Here is a 22,134-nt window from a genome sequence, read left to right on the forward strand (position 1 = left end):
CTCATCGCTTTTTCCTCGAAAGCAGTGAAACGAGTTTGCATGGTAGGTCTTCTGACTTGTTCCTGTTGCGAACGCCTTCCCGGAATACCCTTCCAGTGGCTATAAAGTCGATTGCTCGCAACCAAAAAATGAACTTACAGCAGCGGGACTGTTCAGGACTTTCACCTGATTCCCTTTTAATTGCTTCCCTCGTGCATGAGAGTTGCAAACCAATGCGCGACAAAGATAGATAGTTTATTTGTCTTTTGCAAGAGAGGAGCGAAGGTAAATCCATGACTTTGAACAGCTTTTTAAAAAGCTTTGAATCCAACCACTTCGGTTGACACTTCACCTATCGACTCGACATTCTTCAAAATGGCACTCTGTACCTTCACAAAATGAATACGTTCCAGCGTCACAGGATTGCCATTCTGGTCAACGGCATCATCCAGGTCAAACTGATTATATCGGTAGTTGCCGTTGTCATCCTTTGCTATGTCGCTTCCCCAGTTGTCGGCATATCCTTTTCCGAAATCCTTGTTTTTCCATATTCCGCCTTCTTGCTCTGTCCGTGCTTCGAGCATACTTCCTTTCAATGTATAGGAGTCCTCCTTAATCCAGTTCGGATAATACATCTGATCGTGATATTGAGGGAGATACTTGATGACTCCGCTTTCTCCTTTGCTGTCTTCCCAAGGGATATCTCCGGCTGCATCCGGTCTGTGGTAAGTGACGGAATAGTCGCGTTCTGGTTCGTCACTTCCTTTCAGCTCGTACCATACGTCGTCTGCTTTTCCGTTGCCATTAGCGTCTTCGGATACCCATACGATGCCCGGTTCGGAACTTCCGGAGAAGGGATTGCCGATAATACCGAAGTCGTAACCTTTGCGGTTCTTTATTTCTTTCGGCATTTTAACGGTGATGTATCCGCCGAAGGATCCCAGTGAGACGTAGAGTTTCTTGTTGAAGCGCTCTTCTGCATAAGCGTTTGCTTCTTCCATTGTCTGGCAGTCGAAGCCTTCATTGATAAACTGCCCTGGTGCCGGACGATATTCCAGTACTTTGAATCCTTGAATTTCCGTTTCTTCCTCATCTTTGTTGCAGGAAGCCAATAGAGTGGCTGCTATAGCCATCAGATACCAATATCTTTTCATTTTTCTATGTTGATTTAGTTATTGAATAATATTTGTGAAGGGACGCTCTCGCCACAGTCTACTGTGTGGAGAACCTTTCCGTCTTTGCTGTAAACGACGATTTTATTTCCATTTTCCCATTTCCTAGCATAAGTTACATATAATTCTCCGCTTTGTTGATTTAACTGCAAGGATGTAATGGGAAGTCCTGACTCGTCAGCGGTAATGAAAGGTTCGTTTAGCGAACCGGAATCTCCGATTACATATTTATATATTGTATTGTCTGCCGAAGGAATGTAAATCACATTTTCAGATTCGGATGCTGCCATACGGACGGTCGGATCTGAATAACCTCCTTTTGTTGGCTGGAAAGTGGCCGGAGTCTTTTCTAAAGAAGTAAAATCCTTGCTGATCTTTACTATATTACATCCTTCATCGGTGGATTCAAGTGTATAGGCATTGCCGTCTTTTGCTGACACAAAGTTGAATTTTTGCTTTTGGATGATATTAAGTTCCGTAGCAGCAGGTGCTTCCCCTTCTTTGGCTGAGATAAGCTCGTTTGCATCGTAATATTTCACTTTGGACTCTTTCTGATAAGTGTCATTGGTTAGCACTTTGCCATTGTAGACCATGCTATTATAAAAACAGAACATATACTCATCCTTGACTGTGACATTATTCAGAGATTTTAGGTCGATACGGCGTATGCCATCACCTGTCACTAATCCATATTGTTCGTTCAGAATGGTCAGACCGCTTAGGTTTGCGCCTACTACAGCAGAGTTTTCGTAATAAAGGGTCTTGGCGTCGACAACATAGAAATGGTCTCTGTTCGATGTACTGGTTTTTATTAGTATATAGAACTTTCCGTTGCTGTGAATGATATTTGCAGAGTCGTAATTGCCCATGCCTAAAGTTTTACCTGCATTCAAGGAAGCATAACAATCCGGATAAGTAACCTTCTTTTCCGTATCATAGAAATTGAATGTCCCGTCTGCTATGTAGAAGAATCCTTTGGAGAAGTCATGGTTAGAGCTGAAACTTGTGCTCATTTCTACTTTTCCGTATTTATTCTTGATGATACATGTCAGGTTTGCGCGACATGGATTGTCTATTTTGTAACTAAAGGTCGGTTCGGTAGAATACTCTTTTCCATTGACCAGCCATGAATAGGTGGCTTCTTCCGGATTAAGCAGTTCCGGAGTAATCTCCAGTGTTTCTCCCAATTCCAGTACTTGGCTTTCTGTCGGGAAAGTTCCTTTCAGTACGTTCGGATAATGTGCCAGATTGCCGAGGTGCAAATCTTCGCAATCGTCGTCGTTGCAGGCTGTAAAACCTGCTGCAAGGCAGGCTATTAATAAAGTGGTATATAGTTTATTCATCTTGTTTCAGAGTCTTGTTATTAATTAAAAATGAATGTAGCCGGGAAATAGTAGCCATCGTATGCTATTTCCGATATCTTTTCTCCTGTGGTGGCATTGAATCTTACCAGGAGATTTTTCTGATAGTCTCCGGTCAGGTACATGGCCAGTAATTCGTTGGTCTTTGGATTGACGCGGATGCCTGCGCCATAGAATCCGTAACCTTCTTTGGTGTAGTCGGTCAGTGCCTTCTTAGGGGCGGGATCGTCAAAAGTGGCTTTGTATATCTTTCCTCCTGCGATGTAGTAGAATATTCCTTCAGGAGTGCCGCAGAAACTGGCTTCTCTGTAAGCACCGAACGAGGAGGGAGAATAATCGTCACGCATAGCAACCTTTTCCAGGGAAAAATCAGCATTGATTCTTACCAGATTGTTTTTACCGTCTTTGGTCGTTTCTACAGTATAGATATTTCCATCTTTACATTGTACAAAGCGAGTACCACCATAGGTTGCAATGTCTAATTCCTGGAATGCGACTTTATCTGTAGGTTTGAGATCGGGTGAACATAATTCTGCAATGTCTATGGTATACACTTTAGGACTTCCCCACCCAGAGGAGTTCACATTTAATATGAGTTTTCCGTTATAAGCGATTCCGCTACCTGTTCCGGTATACGTATTTCCTACCGCTACCAGTGTAATTGTTTCAAACGTTTTTAAATTGACACGGCTGAAATATCCTCCATGAGTAATTACTCCATAATCGTCATTCAAACCGATAAACTCATAGGCTTGATAATTAGCCAGTTTGCCGCAGCTATTTTCAGCATACAGAGTCTTTGGGTCCATCACCACCAACTGATTATCTTCTTTTGAACAGACATACAACTTCCCATTCCACAAAGTAGCCGATTGTGAGGTAACTCCCAGCACATCTCCGAAATTCTGATTCTTATAGCACCAGTGTTCAATGCTGTTCTTCTCATAATTATAGAATGAAATACTTCCGGATCCGTGTCCGAACCATCCCTCATTGATAATCAGACATCCTTTGGAGTAATCCGCTCCCGGAACCATCACTTTATTTTCTAATGTCACTTTTCCCAGGTCATTGCTGAGTTCTAAAATAACTTTGGAACGGCTGGGATGTTCGGCGTTGAATGTGAATGACGGGTCTGTGGACATATCTTCTCCATTCTGATACCATTGATAGTATATATCCAGCGGACTACTTGCCTTAGGGGCATATACATATTGTTCTCCGACATTGAGTGTCAAATCCTCTTCGGGGAAAGTGCCGGCTTTCAGAGCAGGCAATCCTTGTAGTTTGTCAATGTGGTCCAGGTCACAATCGTCTTTCGAGCAAGACACAATAACAAGCGCTGTTATCAGAAACAGTAACGCCTTGGATAGCTTTTTACAATTCATGTTTTGTATATTAAGTAAATAAAATATGTCCATCAAGTGTCCGGGCGAAATCGCTTCGACCGGACACACATAATAAACTTGGCAGAGTCTATTAGTTTGTACATACTTTCTCTGAATCAGAGTGATGAATGAAATGATAGACGAATGGTCCGGGTCATTAGATTCAACGCTTTTTCCTCGAAAGCAGTGAAACGGATTTTACATGGCAGGTCTTCTGACTTATTCCTGTTGCGGGCGCCTTCCCGGAATACCCTTCCAGTGGCTTTGAGTAGATTGCTCGCAACATATCTATGGAACTTACAGCAGCGGGACTGTTCAGGATTTACACCTGATTCCCTTTTAATCGCTTCCCTCGTGATGAGAGTCGCAAACCAATGCGGGGACAAAGATATATAGTTTATTTGTTTCTACCAAAAAGAAAACAACATCAGTTTTGCTCTCATGCTCTAACAATTCATGCGTATCCCTTTATTCATCGCTGTTTCAAGTATGGCAGCAAGTGTGGTGGCAGGTATGAGAGCAAATGGTTGCCCTCACTCCGGTGTATCGAGTTGTGTGGTGTTTTGTAGTGTTGTAGGCTGATTTGTAGGATGCTAACACCTGATACGTCAACTATTAAAGATTGACATATCAGCTATTAATAATTGAGAAATCAGGTGTTAATGGCTGATAACTCATTTATTATTGGCCAATAAAGGAGTTAATACTTCTTGAAAGAACGGGTGAATTGGAGTAACTGATACGGTCGGGTTACTCCGGTCATGCGGTTGTGTTGATCCAATCATACGGTCAAGCTAATCTAATCGACAGTAGCTTCAGAAAGTTTCAGACGCTTGAAACTTTTGGTTTCAAGGAATGAAACAAAGTGTTTTTTCAAGATGCGCAAATATAGTGCAAACCTATTAAAATTCAAATAGTTATAAAACTAATGTTTTAATCGGATGTGGTGAATAAAGCTAAATAGAGCATATTTGGGAGTGAGTTATGTTACTTATCTGTTACCTCTTCCAATTTGCCTACTAATCGGATATAAGGCATTAGTTTTCAATATATTGCATTATTCTTCATAACTTCAAATACCTCAACAGTAATTAAATTTGTAACTAAAAAAGTTGAGTTATGAGAAGTACATTCAGAGTGTTGTTTTACACTAAAAATCAATCGATTAAGAATGGTAAAGTACCTGTAATGGGACGTATTACCATCAACAAGACCACAGCTTGCTTTAGCTGTAAGAAGGAGGTGTCTATTTCTTTATGGGACGCCAAAGCTAATAGGGCTAAAGGGAAATCCGAAGAAGCTAGAATGTTAAACCAGGAACTTGATAATGCCAAAGCCCAAATTGCCAAGCATTACCAATACATATGCGATCATGACAGTTTTGTCACAGCCAAGAAAGTCTATAGCCGCTATGTCGGTTTTAAAGAAGATTCCCACACCCTTATGGAGCTTTTCAGGGAACAGCTTGAGTCATACAAGGAGAAAGTAGGCAAGGAAAAGGCAAAAAGCACCTATCTTGGTTTAGTAGCCGATTATAAGAGCGCATTGCTTTTTTTGAAAGACAAAAAGAATGTTGAGGACATTGCACTTGATGAACTTGACAAAGATTTTATTGAAGACTATTATAATTGGATGTTGGGCACATGCGGCTCGGCCAGTTCTACAGCATTCGGACGTGTTAATACCATGAAATGGCTAATGCATATCGCTCAAGAGAAAGGTTTAATAAAAGTTCATCCCTTCACGGGTTTTGGATGTAAGCCGGGATATAAAAGACGTTCATTTCTCTCTGAAGAAGAACTGCAGAGGCTTATACATGTAGAATTGAGGTATAAACGTCAGCAGGCTATGCGTGACATGCTACTTTTCATGTGCTTCACAGGCCTCGCCTTCGCAGATCTGAAAGCAATTACTTATAAGAATATCCATACAGATTCTGATGGTGGCACATGGCTCATGGGAAACCGTATAAAAACAGGCGTAGCATACGTCGTGAAATTATTACCTATAGCAATTGAACTTGTAGAAAAGTATAAGGGTGATAACAAAAAGAAAGATTCTCCTGATTGCGTTTTCCCCGTCGGTGATTATGAAACCATGAAAAGTAGTTTTAAGGTTTTAGGGAAAAAGTGTGATTGTAATGTAAATATCACCCCTCATATCGGGAGACATACCTTTGCAGTTTTGGCTATATTGAAAGGCATGCCGTTAGAAACTTTGCAAAAAGTATTAGGACACAAATCGATTCTTTCCACACAAGTCTATGCTGAACTGATCAATCCGAAGGTTGGGGAAGATACGGATAGGATGTGCGACAAGATTGGTTCCGTGTATCGCTTGGCCAATTAGAATAAGTATGAAAAAACACCCTTCAGCAAATGTTGAAGGGTGTTTTTCGTATTCAGGCAGGTTGCTTATTTCAAGTAACGCCTGAAATCTTTATAGTTCTTTTTTAGTACCTCGTATAGCCCGCTTTCCGGATAGAGCAGTTTACCCCCGACAGAGGTAATTGAGGTATAAGGTATTGCCTTTTCATCCCGTAGTGTTTGTAATGTACGCTTGGAAACATGAAGCATCCGGCATACCTCATCTCCACTCAGATAATGTTCGTCTGCAATCGTCGGACGTATCCGTGCCGCAGCAGCCTCCAGATTTTTTCCTGTCCGTTTGATCCATCCGGTAAGTTCCTTGAACTCTTCCGAATCTTTAGTGATAATGTCTGCCATACTCTTTATTTTCTTTTTTTGATTAGTCCTTCCTCCAGAATTTGCTGGATGTCCACTTCTTTATAAAAGAATTTTCCACCGATATTAGAATAAGGAATCAGCCCGTTATCCCGGTAAGTCTGCAGTGCCCTTTTGGAAATATTGAGAGCCAGGCACACATCCTGCGCATCCAGTCACTTGTCCGGTGTTACGGGGGCTATTTTCTTTTGAAAGTCCATCATTTGCACGGACAGCATACTTAGTTGTTTCTTCAAGTCCTGATAAGCACTTGTTTCGATAATTGTCAGTTCCATGATTTATAAATTAAATTGTGAATAATGAAATTGGGTGCAAGATAAAGGGAATATTACTATAAATCAATCGTTTAGTTTCCAGTGTCGTTAATAGTCATTAATAGTCATTTTTTGTCAGCGTAGCTTTTCTTATACTTTTTATTTAACGGGGGAGTCGTGAAATCCGACATCCCTTATACAAATGGTAACTCTTTCATCTTTTTTCCTTTTTTGCCCTGCCACATTTCTTTATGATATGGATTTCTTCGGAGAAATCAGAAATATGAGTATCTTTGGAACGAAATATAGATTTAAATGGCAGGCAATAGCCTTCCAATTAGATATAGACATAACATTCGCAGAATGTCTCAAGACGGAAATCTGGTAAATTTCAATGAATAGAGGCTTTTTGTGTATTGCTTATGCTATGCTTTGTCATAGCGTGGCTTACACAGCTACTATTCATAGGTTTACCAGAACCTCCGTCTTGGAGTTGGGTAAGGCCACGCTTTCTCAAATACTTCTGCCGAATAATATTTATAGGTTAAATATTATACTTATGGCAAAACTCCAATTACTTGCAATCACTACTCTTGACGGATACCTCTTCGACAGGACTGTTTCTTCCCCTTTGTGGGATAATCCGAACAAATATGGCCTCACCAAAATACGGGAACGTGCTACACAGACTCTCGGGCCGGATGTATCTTTCATCTCATTGACACAATGGAAAAAGAAAAATGAAGGTATTTATTTCATAGAAGCGGCTCCGGATACAATTTCCGTTATAAGCAGCATGTTCAGATACTGGTTGGTGGATGAAATCATCCTTTTTGTCGCACCGTATATCCAAGGGGACGGCATACGTCTGTTTACAGAAATTCCCGGTCCTTCCTCATGGGAAATGACCGGGAACAAATGTTTCAGATCCGGTATTTGCAGGCTGGCCTACAAACGGATTGAATAACCTGCAATTATCTTCTTATCCTGACTGACTTGGTTTAGACAGGCATCTTATATTTCTCCCAATATTTTCTTGCCTTGTCCGGTCCTATCCAGTTCCGTTGGTCATCGATTCCCCTGTCCGAGAGTTGTTTCCTGACCAGCTTCTGGATATCAATCTCCCCTTTGGCTATCTTGATCAGCAGTTCGGAAGCAATCGTATTCAGCATTAAGTCCGGATTCAGTTCATCCGGTATCTCTTCCATTTCTTTTTTCATAAGTCGCTTCTTTATTTTTTAGGTTTATTATCCTTGAAAGTCATCTCAATCCTGTAATTGTCATCCAGCTCGAGTGATGCCTCATACTTCTTTCCTTTCTTGCTGGTAAACTTCAGATATCCGGTACGTTTCCCCGATAGCAGCAGGAGCATCTGATTATCCGTCAGTTCCCTGCCGTTGAACGTTCTAAATAACAGGAACCCACAATTGGGATCGCTGCATTTGGCGACCTTGTTAAAGACGATAATCGTTTCTGCTCCGCATTTGGGGCAGTTACAATGTGGCAAGTCCGGATGGTTAAGTTTCAGGGCAAGCAGTTCCGAGGTGATTTGTTGGGTATAGGAATTGATGCTCTGAGTAAATGTTTCCGTGGAAACTTTGCCGGTTTCGATTTCATGCAAGGCGCATTCCCACCCTCCGGTCATGCTCACGTTGGCGATCATCTTCTCTTTTACAATATCATATACTTCCAGTCCTTTGGGAGTGGGAATCAGTGACCGTCCGTTTCTTTCCACGTAGTGTCTGGCAATGAGCAGTTCGATGATTCCGGCACGTGTAGCCGGTGTACCCAAGCCGGAATCCTCCATTGCCTCTTTTTCCTTTTCATCGTCCAATGTTCTGCCACAACCTTCCATCGCAGCAAGCAGGCTTGCCTCAGTGAATATGGGCTGCGGTTTGGTTTTCTTGACCAATGTATCAATACCGAGCACGGGCAATATTTCGTCTTCCTGAAATTCGGGCAGAAGACTTCCTTCTTCTTTCTCACTGGGTTCGTTATAGATGCCTCTCCACCCCGGAACTTTGATTTGGCTTCCTTTTATCCCGAAAAGAACGCCGTTACAGTCCGCTTGTACGGATACCGTTTCTTTCAGGCATTTGCCGGAGAAAGCCTCCAACATGCGTCCCGCGATCATGGAATAGATATTCTGCTCGTCAAGGGAAAGCCTCTGGGGATAGTTCTCCGTAATGATTAACGCATGATGGTCCGTCATCTTGCTATCGTCCACACAGTGCCGGTTTAAAGGCTGGTTACAGAGGTTTTCCGCATGCCATGTGAAACGGGGATGTTGCTTAAGCAGGCCGATGAGGGAAGGGACTTGTTCGAAGATGTCTTCTGTGATATAGCTACATCCGGTACGGGGATACGAAATGTAGCCTCCTTCATATAATTTTTGAGCAATGTTCAGCGTCTGTTCTGCGGTCAGTCCGAGTTTGGTATTGGCACTTCGTTGCAGGGCGGTCAGGTCATAAAGTAGCGGAGCTTCTTCTGGAACCTCTTTCTTCTCCACTTGCACCACTTTGGCTGTCGTCTCTTCATACACTTTTTTACGGTCCACATCGAGTTTTTCCGGTGTATCATATTTCCCGGTACAGGTTAAGACGAGTTCTTTCCCTGCTTTCGTTGTCCGTAGCTGTAGCAGATAATAGGGTTTGGCTATAAAATCCCTGTTGTCCAGATATCGACGGCAAATCATGCCAAGTGCCGGTGTCTGTACTCTTCCCAGAGAATAGTTACTCTTGCCTGCAGCCATGCTCAAAGACAGGCTGGCATTCATACCGACGACCCAATCTGATTCTCTCCTGGCTTTAGCGGCACGGTACAGGTTGTCAAACTCCTTACTTGATTTGAGGCTATCAAATCCTTCCCGTATCGATTTTTCTGTCATGGAAGATATCCACAAGCGTTTGGTTTCCTTATGATATCCCAGATATTCAAGCACATATCTCATAATTAACTCTCCTTCCCGCCCTGCATCAGTACAGGATATCACTTGATCAGCCTGACCCAACAGTTTACGGATTACTTCCAATTGTTTCAGAGCCGTCGGATCAGCCTTGTATCCATCTTCGGTTTTAATCTGACGGACAACCAGTTTGAACGGGTCGGGAATAATAGGCAGCATCTCCTTTTCCACATGGACAATGCCGTAGTCTTGAGGCAGGGCCAATGCCAACAGATGGCCGTAAGTTCATGTGACGGCATATCCGTTCCCACTCAAGTATCCTTCCTGTTTCTCCGTTACGCCCAGGACCCGGGCAATGCTGCGTGCCACCGAGGGCTTCTCACAAATACAAATTGTTTTCATGTTACTTTCTTTTTTAATATGAATGACTATTTAATTTTTACACTCTTGACCTTTGATTTTTCTTTCCGTACCCTTTTCTTCGGTTCTTTGGGAATGGAGAGCTTCTCTTTCTTTTCCGATACTTGTATGCTTTCCGTCAGATTCGGCAGGGGTATTTCCTTTGCCGGAAAACGGCTGATTAAATCCATTGAGATTCCTGACATTCCCGCATTCAGTTTCACCTGATCTGCCGGTTGGAGGTATTTCTCCCCGTTCTTTCCGGTTGCCAGTTCGTACATGACTGTTTCACGGCCCTGGAGGATTCCTTCGTAATTTTGGTAAGGAAGGTTTGATTCAGACAGTCCGTTCTGCTGAAGCATCCCACAAATCTCATCGGGTGGCAATCCTCCGAACTTCCGGTCAAAAGGAGAAGAAAGAATGTACTTGTATGTTGCCAGAAGCTGCTTTTCATGGCTCATATCGGGACATCCTTCATATTCCTGCAGTTGTTTGATTTTCTTTTCAATGCTGTTCAGAGCTTTGAAAGTATGTCTGTCCTTATTCTGAATAGGCATACTACCCATTCGGACCAGTTCCATCTGGATACGGTTCAGGCTGGACGTTTCCCATTTATTCAACAGATTACTGCGATTGCTCCGGTAATCATCCCGGAGGATAGCGATTGGATTTTTGGTACGAAAGAATAATCCGATCCGTTTTCCCCATGAGGGTTCGTGGAGGTTGGACGCGCTCCAGCGGATCGTGTTGAAACGGTAAGTATCCATGAATCTCCTGAAATGATTCCGGCTGGTAAACAGGTTTCTGAAAGTTTGCAGGAATGCTTTCCTTCCGGCAGCCCTGCGGCTACGTGGTATCTCTTTTTCGGGAATGAATGTATTATTTATCAGTTCCATATGCATTATAATTTGGGCTTCGCCTGCTTTTTAACGGAAGCGGTTTTTGTCTTGACCTTTTTCTTTTCATTGCCACAGGACAGTCCGGGCTTGTCTTGCGGTTTTTCGGCTGTTTGAGCTTCTCCTTTCTTAGAAACAACAACAGGCGGGCTTACCCGATGATAGTTCTTCCGGACTCCATCCCTGTTTAACAGTGTTTGCGCCAATGACCTGGCAGCATTTTGTAATTCATCCATCTTCTGCCGGAAAGGATAATCCCGGTACAATTCCTTTTGCCGGGTAATCTCACGGATACCTTTCTCCACAAACAAGAAATCCTTTTTATAGGCAAACGATTCGTCTGCCGGTAAATGGGCGTATCCTCTGGCTGCTATGTCCTGAAGTGTCATAATGTTCCGGTTACGGATAGAGAGTTCCAATGCGCCGGCTGTGACAAACCGGTTGAGATTTTCTCCCGTAGGATGCATGTCGAAAGTGACGGACGGCTTGTAATTCGCCAGAATTTCCATCCCGGCCTGCGGCATGGTGGTCTGATTCCCGTTGGAGAGTTCCAGCATCCGGCGGGAGACGGTTTCTATCCGGTAAATATTCAATGACTCCACATCCTGCAAAGAGCTTGAGTAGAAATTGTCCGCTGTCGATTGCAGGTAATCCCGAAACTTTATAGTCCCGGAAAGTCCGTCATTGAATACGCGGACACCTTGTTCCGTTTCAGCTATGGTGTAGAACTGTTTGGCTTGCTTTCCTGCCGCAATCTTCTCCATCGCATCTTCGTGTGCAATAAAGCACTTATAAGCTGGTGAGTAGTCCAGATCCCGGATATTCTCTGCCGTCAGTTCCCTTTGGCATGCTCTCAAATAAGCCGCTTTCCGTAAAGGTACGGAGTTGTTTTCAGTGATGCCTCCGTAAGAGGCGATGAAACTGAGGGCTTTCTCACTGTCTTTCGCCGGTAGTTCGCTGGTGAAAGGAATATCTTTAGCAGGTATTCCCTCAAAATGCAGCAATAAGTTATCCGGTATGGTTTTCTGATCCATAGCAATCCGGGCGGTCAGATCCATAAATACCTGAAAAGAGTCCTTATCCGTCGGAACATACGACACGACCATGACAGTCGAGACTTGATTATCCGGCTGTAACACAATAAACAGGCTCTTTAAATCCGCTTTAGCGGTGAATGTATCTTTTATTTTTTCCATCCATGCAGGCATGATAATCAGTTTTAGATGCGGGGATTATGTGACTTGTTCTGACGGGAAGCCGTCTTTCTCTTTTCCGAAGCCGCCGGTCCGGTCAGTTGCAACGGAGGACAGGTCAGTCTGTATCTCAGGCCAAGTATCTTGTCCGCGAGTTGCTGCTGCCTGTTTTGAATATTGTAGAATGCCTTTTCACTATATCCCTTTTTGGATTGCAGTTCGGACATTTCTTGATCCAGCGGTTTAAAATTTCCTTTGTGGGTGAACTCCTTATAGCTTTCATTAGTATTGAAATCAGCCGGTAATCCGTATTCCCGTATAAAGAGCAGGGTGAATATCTCGGCATTCTCCGGCGTTACCGAAAGCCGGTAATCTTCCGTAAACTGTTTGAATGCATGGTATGTCGGCTCTATGGGATAGCCGCCTTTCTTCAACAGCTCGGATTGCTCTATCGGATACAATGGCATTTTCGCCAGCTGCCCGTAGAAAGGATTGGACCGGAAAAGGTCCAGATGCTTCTGCATGTAATGCTCCGTGCTATGGTTCGGGCAGGAAATATAGAATTCTCTGATTCGTCCCAGAGCCTGTACTTCCGGAGTGAAGAAACGGTCAGCCAGATATTGCAGGTAACACTGTTTATAGATGGCTCCTTCATCCGTGGTGGGCAGGTAGACGGCTCCTTTGGGAGTCTGGAGGGAAATGATGGGGTCTATCTCTTTGTTTTGCAGGCTGTCCGGGATAAGCCCGTAATCACGTTTCAGGATATAGGCCGCCTGATCCCGGATCTGTGATTTGACCTTCTCCTGTCCGCCTTTATTTTCAGCCGGAATATTCTGCAGCGCATTGAACTGGGAGTTGAAAGAATTCTTGTGTATGAACGGAATCCTTCTGGTTGTATAGTCTATCCCATAGATTCCTGCGGTTTCCTGTAAGGATAGTAACCGGAGTATCTGGGCATTGGCAATACTGGGGAGCACGTTATAGGAGGAAGCAAACTTGTCATAGGCATCGAATGTCGGTTCTATGCGGTGGCTCCTGTCCAGCCGGGCATTCCGCAGGATAGTCGCATCCAGATATTGTGCTTTCTCCGGCAGAAAAGAGTTTGTATATAAGGAGAAGGCATTGGGAGATGCTTGGAATGCCTTTACCACTTCTGCGTCCGGACGGGTCAGCTTGTACAGGTTGACAAACTCCGGTTTCTCTTCGTCCGTAATGAAGAAACGGTCGGCCAGATGTTGCATATAGGCATGGCAGCATGTCTTTCCAAAGCCGGAATATTCGAACAGAAGCACTCCTTTGGCGGTTTCCACGGCGGTCAGGGTTTCCGACGGATCGTCGTGGAGAGTATCCTGTGCCAGCGCGAACCGTTTGGCTTCCGGCTGTACAAGCAGGTGGTCGGCAAGTCCGCTGGCTACCAGCATGGGCAGGCTTTTTTCTTCATCGTGAGAATGCAGGTATTCCAGTCCGCGCAATGAGACATTGCCCTGCATGCTTCCTCCGTTCCGGGTGATGAATTTTTGTACCAAGCTGTTATCCTTGTCAAAGAGCCGGATATCCGGGTAGCTTACTCCTGCCGGAAACTGGTAGCGGCACAGATAAAGATCCGGCAAGTGGCTTTGGACAAGGGACGGCTTGTACATTTCCCTTTGCCGCTGGAGGTATTCGGTGAATCGTTGATTCATCATCGATACTTCTTTCTCCGGCATCAGGTGCATCTCCAGTTGTCGGGGTTGCCCTTCCAAGTCCTGAGTAACAAAGAAAATCATAATGTTTGAAATCTCTTGCTTTTGCATACGATTGAAATTTAAAATAGTTACATGGTGATACTTCTACTCTTTTTCTTTTCCTGTTTGGGCGGTTCATAGCCCCGTACCGCATAGTCCGTCTGTAGGATTCTCTTTGCCGTATCCTTGATGGTCCGTTCAAGTGCATTTTTCAGCAGTGTGCCATCCTGCTTCCCCACATAAGACAGCCTGATCCGTTCATCCAGGGAGACAAAGCTGTTTTGATGGTTGAACCGGCTGTCTTTTTCCAAATTCCCGATTTGCCCGGTCTTGCAGATCCGGTCGAGTACGCCTATGTTATAATTCTTCTGGCTCTTGCCCAGATTCAACTTTTCGGCCAGTTGGTTATAACATTCCAAAGAGGGAGCCATGCTGCATTCTACCGCCGGGGTATAGTTGGCTATCATATTTGAATCCAGGAAATGAGCCTTTTGGGGAAGGTATATCTTTTTTAAGCCATGTTCAAACATGTTCGAACACTTTGACGCCTCTTTGATCAGATTGATATTGGAAGTGCTGAAATAATATATTTGCAGTTTATCCGCATCCCTGTAAACCGGCGAGAAGAAATTATCGCCAATATGCTGCAGGTATTTCTGCGCACACTGTATCCCCCTGCCGGTATCATTGAACATCAGGACTCCCTGGTTCGTATTTATTGCAGTAATCACCCTGTTGTAGATATCTTTTTCCTTTTCTTGATGGAATGCGCGGTAAGCGTTCAGTTGTTTTTTCAGCAGGGGATTGTCTTTGGCCTTTTGAAGCATTCTCTGGATGCTATCCACATTATGGATGCCATAAGGAGATGTATTCTCGTAAACGAAGGCGATATCCCGCAATGGGAAATGAGTTGCACAAGACAGTCCTCCGTTATGGGTCATGTCCTTGATGAACCTTTCAATGTTCCCCGGTTGTACAGCACCCTGATATGGTATTAAATAGACTTCTTCCTTAGGAATGTAGGAGCCTTTCAAGGCCAGTTCTGCCTGCCCGAAAAGAAATTTGCCGCCATCTGAATTGATGCCATAACGATTCTCTATGGTCTGGAAATGTTCAATCTGCCTGTTGCTGTTCAAATTGAAACCAATGTATGTACTCATATTATTTTATGGTTTAGATGAATGGTTGATTAAGATAGTCTATGCCGTTTCGACGGGTCGGGAACTTTTTTATTCTTCATTTTCTGCTCCATTTTCTGTTTTTCTTCCAGGTCTATAGTCCATGGAAAACAGGTCATGATCTTGTCCGGGCAGCAAAGGGAGATTCTTTTTTGTTTCATGGACTCATCATCCAGCCGGATATAGACAAAGTAATCCAGTTCCCCTTTTCCGGTTTCTTCAATGGCTGTTACTGTTCCTTTATAGGGAACAACGGGAGTTTCCTCTTCCGGATCGTTCTCTACAATCCGCGCTCCGAGGTACATCTGACTTTTAGGTATCATATCGCTTTATTTTAAACGGTTATTGTTATGTCTGTTCTTATTCTCAGTCTTTTTAACGGTATTCTTCTCTTCCGGCAGCGGACAGAGCAGTTCGTCCTTTATCACGTATGTCCTGACGCCGAAGGGCTTGGAGGAACCCTCAATTCTGCCCTGCTCAAAGTCGGCCTTGCAAAAAAGGAGATGCCTTGTCGCCTCCTTGTTGTTTTCCGGGAGATACAGTGCGTATCCCGAAGCCAGTGCCGTCTTTTGAACTTCATTCAGTTTTCGGCTTCCGACGGTGAAGGTAACGGTGGAGTCATTCAACATATTCTCAAGGGAACGGTGCCCTCTCACATCGAAATCCCTTTTCAAAATTCCATCGGCAGCCTTCCGGATTTCCGTAGACAACCGCTTGAACTTTCCCGTATCGAATTCGCCGGCAGATTTAACCTGCGTGACTTTTTCAAATTCCTTGGCATACGGCAGCAATTCATTGAAATAGGTAAACGGTTGTTCATGAATATTCATATAACCGTTACGCATGACGGTCAGCAGCCGGTAAATGTCATGGTTCTCCCGGCTGATGGAAACCTGTGTATCCTTATTGAAATGCCAGTCGGTGGCGAATTTTATAAAATCCCCGGCTGTCGCTTCCATCGAATGGTAGCATACCGGTTTTAAACTGTCGATGAATTCTTTAGGCAGTTCGTCAAGACCGATATAGGATGCCGGATAAAAATCGAAGGAATAATCCAGTTCCATCGGTTTGCACGGCTTGTAAGCGGCATCTATGAGAGGAACCAGGTTCTTGTCCATGAACGTACTGTCGTAGACGGCCAGATGGCCGGTATCGTAGTGCGGGTCGAAGTAATGGTCCGTGATGTACCGGATGCACTCCCTGAATCCGTTCCTGCCGATCTCGTTACCGGAAAAGATAAGGTATCCGAAGTCATTCTCCACCACTTTTAAGGGGAATGTGTACCGCGGCTGGCACCGGTACAATGTCCTTTTTTCCTGTTGCTGTAATCGAAACTCCAAGTATGCGGGTTCCTGCATGAGATACTTCTTCAATATGCCGCCGTCCGGTTCATTCTTGTATTTATAGGTATAGACCGCATCACGCAGGGAAATGCGTTTGGCAGGGGGAATGCAGTGTTCTTGAAAATACGGCAGCAGTTCCTTGCTGATATATTCCTCGAAAGGGGTATGGGTATCTACCGGTGGAACCTGCCTCATGTTCGCCAGGTCAAACCGGAGCAGTTCCGTATCCGGAATATAGGGGCAGCACTCCGCTTCCTTGATATTGTCAATCAGGAATTTGCGGAACAGGCTGTCCGCATCTCCTTTCTGAATGAATGTGAGGGCATTTCGGGGCTGGTGGGGAGAGTACTGATGGTAACGGTCCATACCGACAAAAATACTTCCCGGCTTGTCGGGATCGAAAAAAGGATTTTCCATTTGGTTTCTCTTGTCCATATTTCTACAATTTAGGGTGGGTATTTCTTTTCTTTTTCACGTCCTGCTTTTTATTCAAAGCCTTTTCGATGACTGTTTTCACTTTGAACACCTGTTTGTTCGCAGGAGGATCCTTAGAAAATACGATCCGGGTGAAATCCCCGTTTATCCATGCATAGGCATGGGACGGGTTGCTTTTTGCCTCTCCCGGCAGGAAGAGTCCGTGCCCTGCCGCCAATACTTGCCGGTGAGGGGTAAAGAGCCGGCTTTCCAACGCATGTCATCCAGCACATCTGACAAATCTGGCCCCGAGGACTGTCCGTTGATACAGTCGTCTATCCGGGTGACATACTCCTGAAAGACATTCCGGTATCCGAAATCGGGATCATTTATTATATCCCGCTTGAATCCGTTCTCCATCAGATACAACAGTTTGCTGATATCCGCATTGTTACGGCTCGCAGGACATCCGGCAAATTCATTCAGGCGGAGAAATTCAGAAGCGCTCGGCTCCATGTCCGTTTCAAACGCCAGTTTCCACTGTTTCCTGTCACGGAAAGCCTCTTTTGAGAATACAGCATTATCAAAATCATATTCCCCTTTTCCGCTTTGGGGATTCTTCCGGTAGCAGGCATCCACCAAAGGACAGATATCGTCGGACAGGCAGTTGACGTTGTATTGCCTGACAGGACCGGGTTCGCCATGAACCCAGAAATAATTGCCGGATAACTGTTGGTAAAAGCTCTTCAATCCCTCCCGTCCCATTTTGGTATCACTGAAAAACAAGATTCCTTTGGACGTTTCCACAGCATGCAGCGGTAATTTGTAAACCGGATTATAATCATACCTGGCAGCCAGCTCATCCTGCTTCTGATGAAAATGGACCAGCTCGTCCAACTGCTGTGTGGTCAGTTTCGGAAGTTCTCCCGATATCATGAGGATATCGCTGCGTGACTGCGCAAACAGGACATTTCTCAGATTGGTACTTATTAGAGGAGCCAGTCCCTTTTCCCGGATATAGGGTAGTAATACCTGATTGATATATTCCTTTTTGGAAATATCTCCGGAGATAGCCGGTACATCCGTCATCTTCGGGAATGAATAGATTTCCAGACGGGTATTCGGTACGAAGGCGGAGTATTTGGCTTTTATCGATTGTTGGCTGAACAAGGCCATAAACGTATAGACAGGGTCTTGCCTGTCGGGATTGGCAGGATAAAGCATATAGGAGGATTCTGCATGGGGTTTCTCCTTGCCGGTTTCATAACCGACAAGGAGCTGGCCTTCACCGTCTTTCCTGAAAAGCTCGTCCAATAGTTTGGGATCATCAGAAATATAGGTTGCCATTTTTCTTACATTTTAGGTGTGATGGACGGTTTACGGGTACGCGGTTTCTTTTCCGCTTGCTGTGAGGCTTCCTCTTTTTTCCGGGGTTTTCCGGCTACTTGTACCGGTGCATGGGGCTGCTGCTGGCTTCCGTCTTGTTCCTGACCTTGTTTCTGTGCCTCTTCCAACTTCTTGGTGCTTCTTTCCCAGAGGAATTCCACCCCTCGCTCGGCGGCACTCATCTGGATGGAGGTGGCATAAAATTTTCCATTATCAGACTTGAAACGGATCGGTACTTCCTCACCGCGCACGGCAGCATCGTATTCTTTCGGAGAAAGCGTATAATCTTTCACCTTACGCGGAATGCGTGCCTGCTCTACGGGCATATGGAACAATTCATTGGTCACCGGGTCTTTGGAAAGGTAGCAGGATTTGGTTTCTTTGGTACGGTAGTCAATGACTACATCCACCGCCTTGACGAGATTGCCGGTCTGGTTCAGGGCCTTGAGGTCTTCTTCCGTCAGGACATGTCCCCTGTAGTCTTCCCCGATCTTGGGAGCCTGACGGATGTAGTGGATGTCGAACTTGACAGCTCCGTTCTCGTCGCGGAACAGGGAGAGTTTGGCATCCCCGTTTTCACGCCCCAGCTCGGAATTTTTTGCCACACGGAAAGCGATAGCGGAAGTCTTTCCCTGCAACATTCTTTCGAGGCTGTCCTTTGCGTTCTTCAGTCCGTCCGGGGTAATGCCGTATTTGGCGGCCTGTTCCCAATTCACTTCCCGCTCGTTGAAGCGATGGTTATTATACACCCTGGTCGAAGCCAGTTCCCTTCTGACTGCTTCGTTCTGTGGTTCCTGCGCCGCTTCGATCTTTTCTTTGGCCTGCTCTACGAGCGTTTCCTTCGGCATGTTGTAGAGGGAGTAACGACCGGGATTATTGTACTGGTAGAGAAAATTCTTCCCGAAGTTGGTGAAGAAGTTTCCACGTTGGTCCACTTTGATAAACTGGTCCCTGTTCGCCTCGTTAGCTTCGAGCGTTTCCAGCTCTCCGTTCGCTGCGATTCCTTTTACACCTTTGGCTTTCTGCTCTTTCTTGTCATACGCCATCAAATACCCGTGTTCCGGGGTTGCTTCCTTGTTTTCAGGAGCTAAATTCACATCGTTCATATACGTTAATTTTAAAGATTAATGAATCATTTACGAGGGTAAAATTACTATCTTTGTCATTAAATAGTTTGATTATGAGGAAGTTGTCATTAATTGTCATGTTCTGTCACTTATTGTCATGTCCGGCTTTTGCACAGTCCCCGTCAAAGGGATATAAAGCCGGACTCAGTGCTGTCATCTACCGTATCCACTCTGCCCGGCAGTGAAAGTCTTTCATATGAGACAGCCGGTTGCCGGTTACCGTACTGGCCGATTATCCTATTCTGTATCCATTGAATGAAAGTCGGAGGAGGTATGCCGTTTCTTCCGGTTTCGGTATAAGGATGCATCCGGTGAAAAAGAAAAGGATACTCCATGCCGGAGTGGATCTTGCCGCACCCTATGGCACGCCGGTCTATGCTTCAGGAAGCGGGAAAGTCGTTGAAGCCAGGTATAGCAGCAGTTACGGCTGGTACATCGAAATCCGGCACGCGGGCGGCTTTTCCACGTTGTATGCACACTTGAGCAAATTGCATGTGAGGAAAGGGAGCGATGTACGCATAGGTCGGCATATCGGCAATGTCGGTCATACCGGCATAGCGACCGGCAACCATCTGCATTTTGAACTGAGAAAAAACGGGAAGCCGCAGAATCCGTTGCAGTGGGTGATACTAAAGGATTCCCGTTCTAAAAAGAGTCATTAATTTAATCCGTTACACAATGAACATTGAAGAAGCCAAGAGCATTCAGTTGAGAGGATTATCTCCGGCGTATGGGGTTCAACCCGGTAAAACAACAAGGGGACAGTATCTGGTATTGTTCCCCTTTCCGTGAGGAGAAGACACCTTCTTTCAAGGTGAGCGCATCCCGCAACCTATGATACGATTTCGGCATCGGACAGGGAGGGGACATCATCACCCTGGCGATGGAGCTTCAAAAGACGAAGGATATCTCTTATGCGCTTAAAACGATAGAGGGACATTTTCCGGCTGCTTTCCGTCCGGTAGCAGCCTCTCCCCGGCAGGCGGAACCGCAGGCTACCGGCTACCGGCAGGTACGCATTGATCCGCTGACGAACCCGGTCTTGCTGGGATATCTCAAAGAAAGAGGCATCTTGCCTGAAATCGCAAGGGAAGCATGCAAGGAAGTGCATTTTCAGAACAAGGGAAAATGGTATTTTGCCGTAGGCTTTGCCAACCGGAGCGGCGGGTACGAGATCCGTAACAAATACCTAAAAGGCAGCATATCGCCCAAAGAGATTACCCATATCAAAAATGGCAGCGACCGTTGCATAGTGGTTGAAGGCTTTATGGATTATCTCTCATACCTCACGCTCAAGGCTACGCATCCCGGTAACGGACAGCCTAAAGGAAACGGTCCGGACTATATCGTTTTAAATTCGGTCAGCAATGTAGGCAAGGCTATCCCTGTCTTGAAAGAGTATAAGAGTGCCCTCTGCCTACTGGATAACGATTCCGCCGGAAGGCAGGCTTTTCAGCAGATGGCGCAAGCCGGATGCCCGGTCAGGGACAAGTCCGACTGCTACCGGGAGTATAACGATTTGAACGATTACCTGTTGGGCAGGAAGATGGCGCAGGAGAACAAGACGGATCATCAGCACGAAACAGCCCCGAAGCTGATTGAAAAGCCTGCAAAGAAACAGTCCGGTTGAAAATTATAAAATACTGGTCCTTGTCTGATGCATGAAAGGCAGGCAATAAAAAAGAGAGTCAAATCCCTGCTGGAGGGGATTTGGCTCTCTTTTTATTGCTACCCGGCTACCACCGGATATTTATTCTTAATAATTTCTGATCAGCAATTCATTGACCGCTTCTCTTTTCTCGGCTATGGAACAGATGGAACGGAAGATGCTGATTCGCTGGATATGGAAACCGGCATAGAGGTCGTCGAAGAAGGTGTTCTCAGGGTTCTTTTGCCGGGGATCGGAGTTGGAAAGCATTCATTTGGCACCGGTTTCACCTATTCCCTTGCAGAAATTTGCCAGGTTGATCTGCTCTTCATCTCCGAAGTCCTGTGGCATGTAGGAGGTGCAGGAGTTACCCTCATTGACCGGCTTATAAGGCGGGTCAAAATAAAATAGGGAGTTGGCTCCGGTGTATTCTGCGGTCTGCCGGTAGTCACCGTCCAGAATCACAACATCTTGCAGCAGCTTGTGGTTAAAGCGGATCAGTTCCTCTTCCAACAGTTTTACCCGTCCCCCGGCACCAAAAGTGACGGACAGCTTTCCGCTATGGTTCACGGAGTAGATGCCGTTATAACAGGTACGCATGAAGAAGATAAACAGGGCGGCACGGGTGATGTTATTCGGGTTTCCTTCATTGTAGTAGGTACGTTTCTCCATGAAGTAGACCCTTCTTCGGGTATGTTCCTCCAGCGCGATGTATTCGTCCTGTATCCGGGCAAGCACTTTAATAAGCTGCTCCGGGGATTCCTTGATGACGCGGTAGACATTGATCAGAGCCTCGTTGGAGTCGTTGATGACGCAACGGATTTCCGGATAGGCTTGTCTTATTCAGAAGAAGAGGGCGCCGCCACCGACAAACGGTTCTACATAGGTATCCATCTGTCCGAAGTCTTTCGGAAGGGATTCGATAAGTACGGGAAGCAGTCTTCTTTTACCTCCCACCCAGGGGAAGCAGGGTTTTCCCGGCAGGTTGGCCGGAGAACTTTTCTTTTTTTCCATGTTTACAAC

General features: G+C 45.2%; 21 protein-coding genes, 1 pseudogene and 2 riboswitches. Of the genes and pseudogenes, 5 read left to right on the top strand and 17 right to left on the bottom strand.

Features of this window, described 5'->3' with window-relative positions; all coding sequences use genetic code 11:
* Window positions 1–24: 24 nt before the first annotated feature.
* Window positions 25–230: riboswitch (cobalamin riboswitch) on the bottom strand.
* Between the two features lie 60 nt (window positions 231–290).
* The 3 genes from NBH01_RS01545 to NBH01_RS01555 are packed head-to-tail and all read right to left on the bottom strand — an operon-like array spanning window position 291 to window position 3,900.
* A complete protein-coding gene (locus NBH01_RS01545; RefSeq protein WP_234141675.1) occupies window positions 291–1,133 on the bottom strand; it encodes a cell surface protein in 843 nt (280 codons plus the stop codon).
* A 14-nt stretch (window positions 1,134–1,147) separates the two neighbouring features.
* Window positions 1,148–2,494, bottom strand: coding sequence for a PKD-like domain-containing protein (locus tag NBH01_RS01550; RefSeq protein ID WP_225693849.1), 1,347 nt, complete (start codon window positions 2,492–2,494; stop codon window positions 1,148–1,150).
* A 20-nt stretch (window positions 2,495–2,514) separates the two neighbouring features.
* The gene (locus NBH01_RS01555; RefSeq protein WP_234141676.1) at window positions 2,515–3,900 is read right to left on the bottom strand and encodes a DUF5074 domain-containing protein; all 1,386 of its coding nucleotides are present in this window, start codon (window positions 3,898–3,900) and stop codon (window positions 2,515–2,517) included.
* Between the two features lie 187 nt (window positions 3,901–4,087).
* Window positions 4,088–4,292: riboswitch (cobalamin riboswitch) on the bottom strand.
* 727 nt (window positions 4,293–5,019) lie between these two features.
* On the opposite strand from NBH01_RS01555, the gene NBH01_RS01560 reads away from it, so the two are divergent.
* Window positions 5,020–6,249 carry a site-specific integrase gene (locus NBH01_RS01560; protein ID WP_004311878.1) on the top strand — a complete coding sequence of 410 codons (1,230 nt, stop codon included), beginning with the start codon at window positions 5,020–5,022 and terminating at the stop codon, window positions 6,247–6,249.
* 65 nt (window positions 6,250–6,314) lie between these two features.
* Here the strand turns inward: NBH01_RS01560 and NBH01_RS01565 are convergent, their stop codons facing one another.
* Window positions 6,315–6,626 (bottom strand): helix-turn-helix domain-containing protein, encoded by a 312-nt coding sequence (locus NBH01_RS01565; protein WP_004311879.1) that lies wholly within the window; start codon window positions 6,624–6,626, stop codon window positions 6,315–6,317.
* 5 nt (window positions 6,627–6,631) lie between these two features.
* Window positions 6,632–6,799 (bottom strand): helix-turn-helix domain-containing protein, encoded by a 168-nt coding sequence (locus tag NBH01_RS01570; protein ID WP_008771129.1) that lies wholly within the window; start codon window positions 6,797–6,799, stop codon window positions 6,632–6,634.
* A gap of 658 nt (window positions 6,800–7,457) precedes the next feature.
* Between NBH01_RS01570 and NBH01_RS01575 the strand changes: the two genes are divergently transcribed.
* Window positions 7,458–7,865, top strand: a complete 408-nt coding sequence (locus tag NBH01_RS01575) for a dihydrofolate reductase family protein (protein WP_004311882.1) — start codon at window positions 7,458–7,460, stop codon at window positions 7,863–7,865.
* A gap of 34 nt (window positions 7,866–7,899) precedes the next feature.
* Here NBH01_RS01575 and NBH01_RS01580 read toward each other — a convergent pair whose 3' ends face one another.
* The 10 genes from NBH01_RS01580 to NBH01_RS01625 all read right to left on the bottom strand — a co-directional run bounded on the left by NBH01_RS01580 (window position 7,900) and on the right by NBH01_RS01625 (window position 19,442).
* Complete coding sequence (locus NBH01_RS01580; protein ID WP_004318621.1) at window positions 7,900–8,118, bottom strand: hypothetical protein; 219 nt, start codon at window positions 8,116–8,118, stop codon at window positions 7,900–7,902.
* A gap of 11 nt (window positions 8,119–8,129) precedes the next feature.
* Window positions 8,130–10,022: a type IA DNA topoisomerase gene (locus NBH01_RS01585; RefSeq protein ID WP_005680137.1), complete on the bottom strand. Its 1,893-nt coding sequence runs from the start codon at window positions 10,020–10,022 to the stop codon at window positions 8,130–8,132.
* A gap of 209 nt (window positions 10,023–10,231) precedes the next feature.
* Window positions 10,232–11,104: a hypothetical protein gene (locus NBH01_RS01590; protein ID WP_004318625.1), complete on the bottom strand. Its 873-nt coding sequence runs from the start codon at window positions 11,102–11,104 to the stop codon at window positions 10,232–10,234.
* On the bottom strand, window positions 11,104–12,306 hold the full coding sequence (locus tag NBH01_RS01595; protein ID WP_004315703.1) for a DUF6047 family protein: 1,203 nt from the start codon (window positions 12,304–12,306) through the stop codon (window positions 11,104–11,106). Before NBH01_RS01595 ends, NBH01_RS01590 begins: the two co-directional genes overlap by 1 nt.
* Before the next feature lie 11 nt (window positions 12,307–12,317).
* Window positions 12,318–14,084: a DUF6047 family protein gene (locus NBH01_RS01600; RefSeq protein ID WP_225680025.1), complete on the bottom strand. Its 1,767-nt coding sequence runs from the start codon at window positions 14,082–14,084 to the stop codon at window positions 12,318–12,320.
* Between the two features lie 20 nt (window positions 14,085–14,104).
* Complete coding sequence (locus NBH01_RS01605; protein WP_004311888.1) at window positions 14,105–15,175, bottom strand: DUF6047 family protein; 1,071 nt, start codon at window positions 15,173–15,175, stop codon at window positions 14,105–14,107.
* A gap of 29 nt (window positions 15,176–15,204) precedes the next feature.
* Window positions 15,205–15,516: a hypothetical protein gene (locus NBH01_RS01610; RefSeq protein WP_004311889.1), complete on the bottom strand. Its 312-nt coding sequence runs from the start codon at window positions 15,514–15,516 to the stop codon at window positions 15,205–15,207.
* Window positions 15,517–15,522: 6 nt separating this feature from the next.
* Window positions 15,523–16,971 carry a DUF6047 family protein gene (locus tag NBH01_RS01615; protein WP_225693851.1) on the bottom strand — a complete coding sequence of 483 codons (1,449 nt, stop codon included), beginning with the start codon at window positions 16,969–16,971 and terminating at the stop codon, window positions 15,523–15,525.
* Window positions 16,972–17,115: 144 nt separating this feature from the next.
* Window positions 17,116–18,297 (bottom strand): DUF6047 family protein, encoded by a 1,182-nt coding sequence (locus NBH01_RS01620; RefSeq protein ID WP_225680020.1) that lies wholly within the window; start codon window positions 18,295–18,297, stop codon window positions 17,116–17,118.
* A gap of 5 nt (window positions 18,298–18,302) precedes the next feature.
* Complete coding sequence (locus NBH01_RS01625; protein WP_225680018.1) at window positions 18,303–19,442, bottom strand: DUF4099 domain-containing protein; 1,140 nt, start codon at window positions 19,440–19,442, stop codon at window positions 18,303–18,305.
* 74 nt (window positions 19,443–19,516) lie between these two features.
* On the opposite strand from NBH01_RS01625, the gene NBH01_RS26555 reads away from it, so the two are divergent.
* The 3 genes from NBH01_RS26555 to NBH01_RS01635 all read left to right on the top strand — a co-directional run bounded on the left by NBH01_RS26555 (window position 19,517) and on the right by NBH01_RS01635 (window position 21,093).
* A complete protein-coding gene (locus NBH01_RS26555; protein WP_004311894.1) occupies window positions 19,517–19,648 on the top strand; it encodes a hypothetical protein in 132 nt (43 codons plus the stop codon).
* A gap of 24 nt (window positions 19,649–19,672) precedes the next feature.
* Window positions 19,673–20,125 carry a M23 family metallopeptidase gene (locus NBH01_RS01630; RefSeq protein ID WP_008771124.1) on the top strand — a complete coding sequence of 151 codons (453 nt, stop codon included), beginning with the start codon at window positions 19,673–19,675 and terminating at the stop codon, window positions 20,123–20,125.
* Between the two features lie 221 nt (window positions 20,126–20,346).
* Complete coding sequence (locus NBH01_RS01635; RefSeq protein ID WP_004318633.1) at window positions 20,347–21,093, top strand: DUF8464 domain-containing protein; 747 nt, start codon at window positions 20,347–20,349, stop codon at window positions 21,091–21,093.
* 126 nt (window positions 21,094–21,219) lie between these two features.
* Here NBH01_RS01635 and NBH01_RS01640 read toward each other — a convergent pair whose 3' ends face one another.
* Entirely contained in the window at window positions 21,220–21,381 is a 162-nt protein-coding gene (locus NBH01_RS01640) for a hypothetical protein (protein WP_004308096.1), read from the bottom strand.
* A pseudogene (locus NBH01_RS01645) lies at window positions 21,382–22,125 on the bottom strand (DNA adenine methylase). It abuts the gene before it with no gap.
* Between the last annotated feature and the right edge of the window lie 9 nt (window positions 22,126–22,134).

This window comes from Bacteroides sp. B1-V-101 (genome assembly GCF_023656585.1).
In the GTDB taxonomy this organism is placed as follows: domain Bacteria; phylum Bacteroidota; class Bacteroidia; order Bacteroidales; family Bacteroidaceae; genus Bacteroides; species Bacteroides thetaiotaomicron.

What these genes read in the sequence shown, in the direction of transcription:
- NBH01_RS01585 (WP_005680137.1), bottom strand. Translation starts at nt 10,022, where the DNA reads ATGCTGCCTATTATTCCCGACCCGTTCAAACTGGTTGTCCGTCAGATT.
- NBH01_RS01560 (WP_004311878.1), top strand. Translation starts at nt 5,020, where the DNA reads ATGAGAAGTACATTCAGAGTGTTGTTTTACACTAAAAATCAATCGATT.
- NBH01_RS01605 (WP_004311888.1), bottom strand. Translation starts at nt 15,175, where the DNA reads ATGAGTACATACATTGGTTTCAATTTGAACAGCAACAGGCAGATTGAA.
- NBH01_RS01590 (WP_004318625.1), bottom strand. Translation starts at nt 11,104, where the DNA reads ATGCATATGGAACTGATAAATAATACATTCATTCCCGAAAAAGAGATA.
- NBH01_RS01635 (WP_004318633.1), top strand. Translation starts at nt 20,347, where the DNA reads ATGGAGCTTCAAAAGACGAAGGATATCTCTTATGCGCTTAAAACGATA.
- NBH01_RS01565 (WP_004311879.1), bottom strand. Translation starts at nt 6,626, where the DNA reads ATGGCAGACATTATCACTAAAGATTCGGAAGAGTTCAAGGAACTTACC.
- NBH01_RS01595 (WP_004315703.1), bottom strand. Translation starts at nt 12,306, where the DNA reads ATGCCTGCATGGATGGAAAAAATAAAAGATACATTCACCGCTAAAGCG.
- NBH01_RS01615 (WP_225693851.1), bottom strand. Translation starts at nt 16,971, where the DNA reads ATGGACAAGAGAAACCAAATGGAAAATCCTTTTTTCGATCCCGACAAG.
- NBH01_RS01600 (WP_225680025.1), bottom strand. Translation starts at nt 14,084, where the DNA reads ATGCAAAAGCAAGAGATTTCAAACATTATGATTTTCTTTGTTACTCAG.
- NBH01_RS01550 (WP_225693849.1), bottom strand. Translation starts at nt 2,494, where the DNA reads ATGAATAAACTATATACCACTTTATTAATAGCCTGCCTTGCAGCAGGT.
- NBH01_RS01625 (WP_225680018.1), bottom strand. Translation starts at nt 19,442, where the DNA reads ATGAACGATGTGAATTTAGCTCCTGAAAACAAGGAAGCAACCCCGGAA.
- NBH01_RS01620 (WP_225680020.1), bottom strand. Translation starts at nt 18,297, where the DNA reads ATGGCAACCTATATTTCTGATGATCCCAAACTATTGGACGAGCTTTTC.
- NBH01_RS01640 (WP_004308096.1), bottom strand. Translation starts at nt 21,381, where the DNA reads ATGCTTTCCAACTCCGATCCCCGGCAAAAGAACCCTGAGAACACCTTC.
- NBH01_RS01580 (WP_004318621.1), bottom strand. Translation starts at nt 8,118, where the DNA reads ATGAAAAAAGAAATGGAAGAGATACCGGATGAACTGAATCCGGACTTA.
- NBH01_RS01575 (WP_004311882.1), top strand. Translation starts at nt 7,458, where the DNA reads ATGGCAAAACTCCAATTACTTGCAATCACTACTCTTGACGGATACCTC.
- NBH01_RS26555 (WP_004311894.1), top strand. Translation starts at nt 19,517, where the DNA reads ATGAGGAAGTTGTCATTAATTGTCATGTTCTGTCACTTATTGTCATGT.
- NBH01_RS01545 (WP_234141675.1), bottom strand. Translation starts at nt 1,133, where the DNA reads ATGAAAAGATATTGGTATCTGATGGCTATAGCAGCCACTCTATTGGCT.
- NBH01_RS01555 (WP_234141676.1), bottom strand. Translation starts at nt 3,900, where the DNA reads ATGAATTGTAAAAAGCTATCCAAGGCGTTACTGTTTCTGATAACAGCG.
- NBH01_RS01610 (WP_004311889.1), bottom strand. Translation starts at nt 15,516, where the DNA reads ATGATACCTAAAAGTCAGATGTACCTCGGAGCGCGGATTGTAGAGAAC.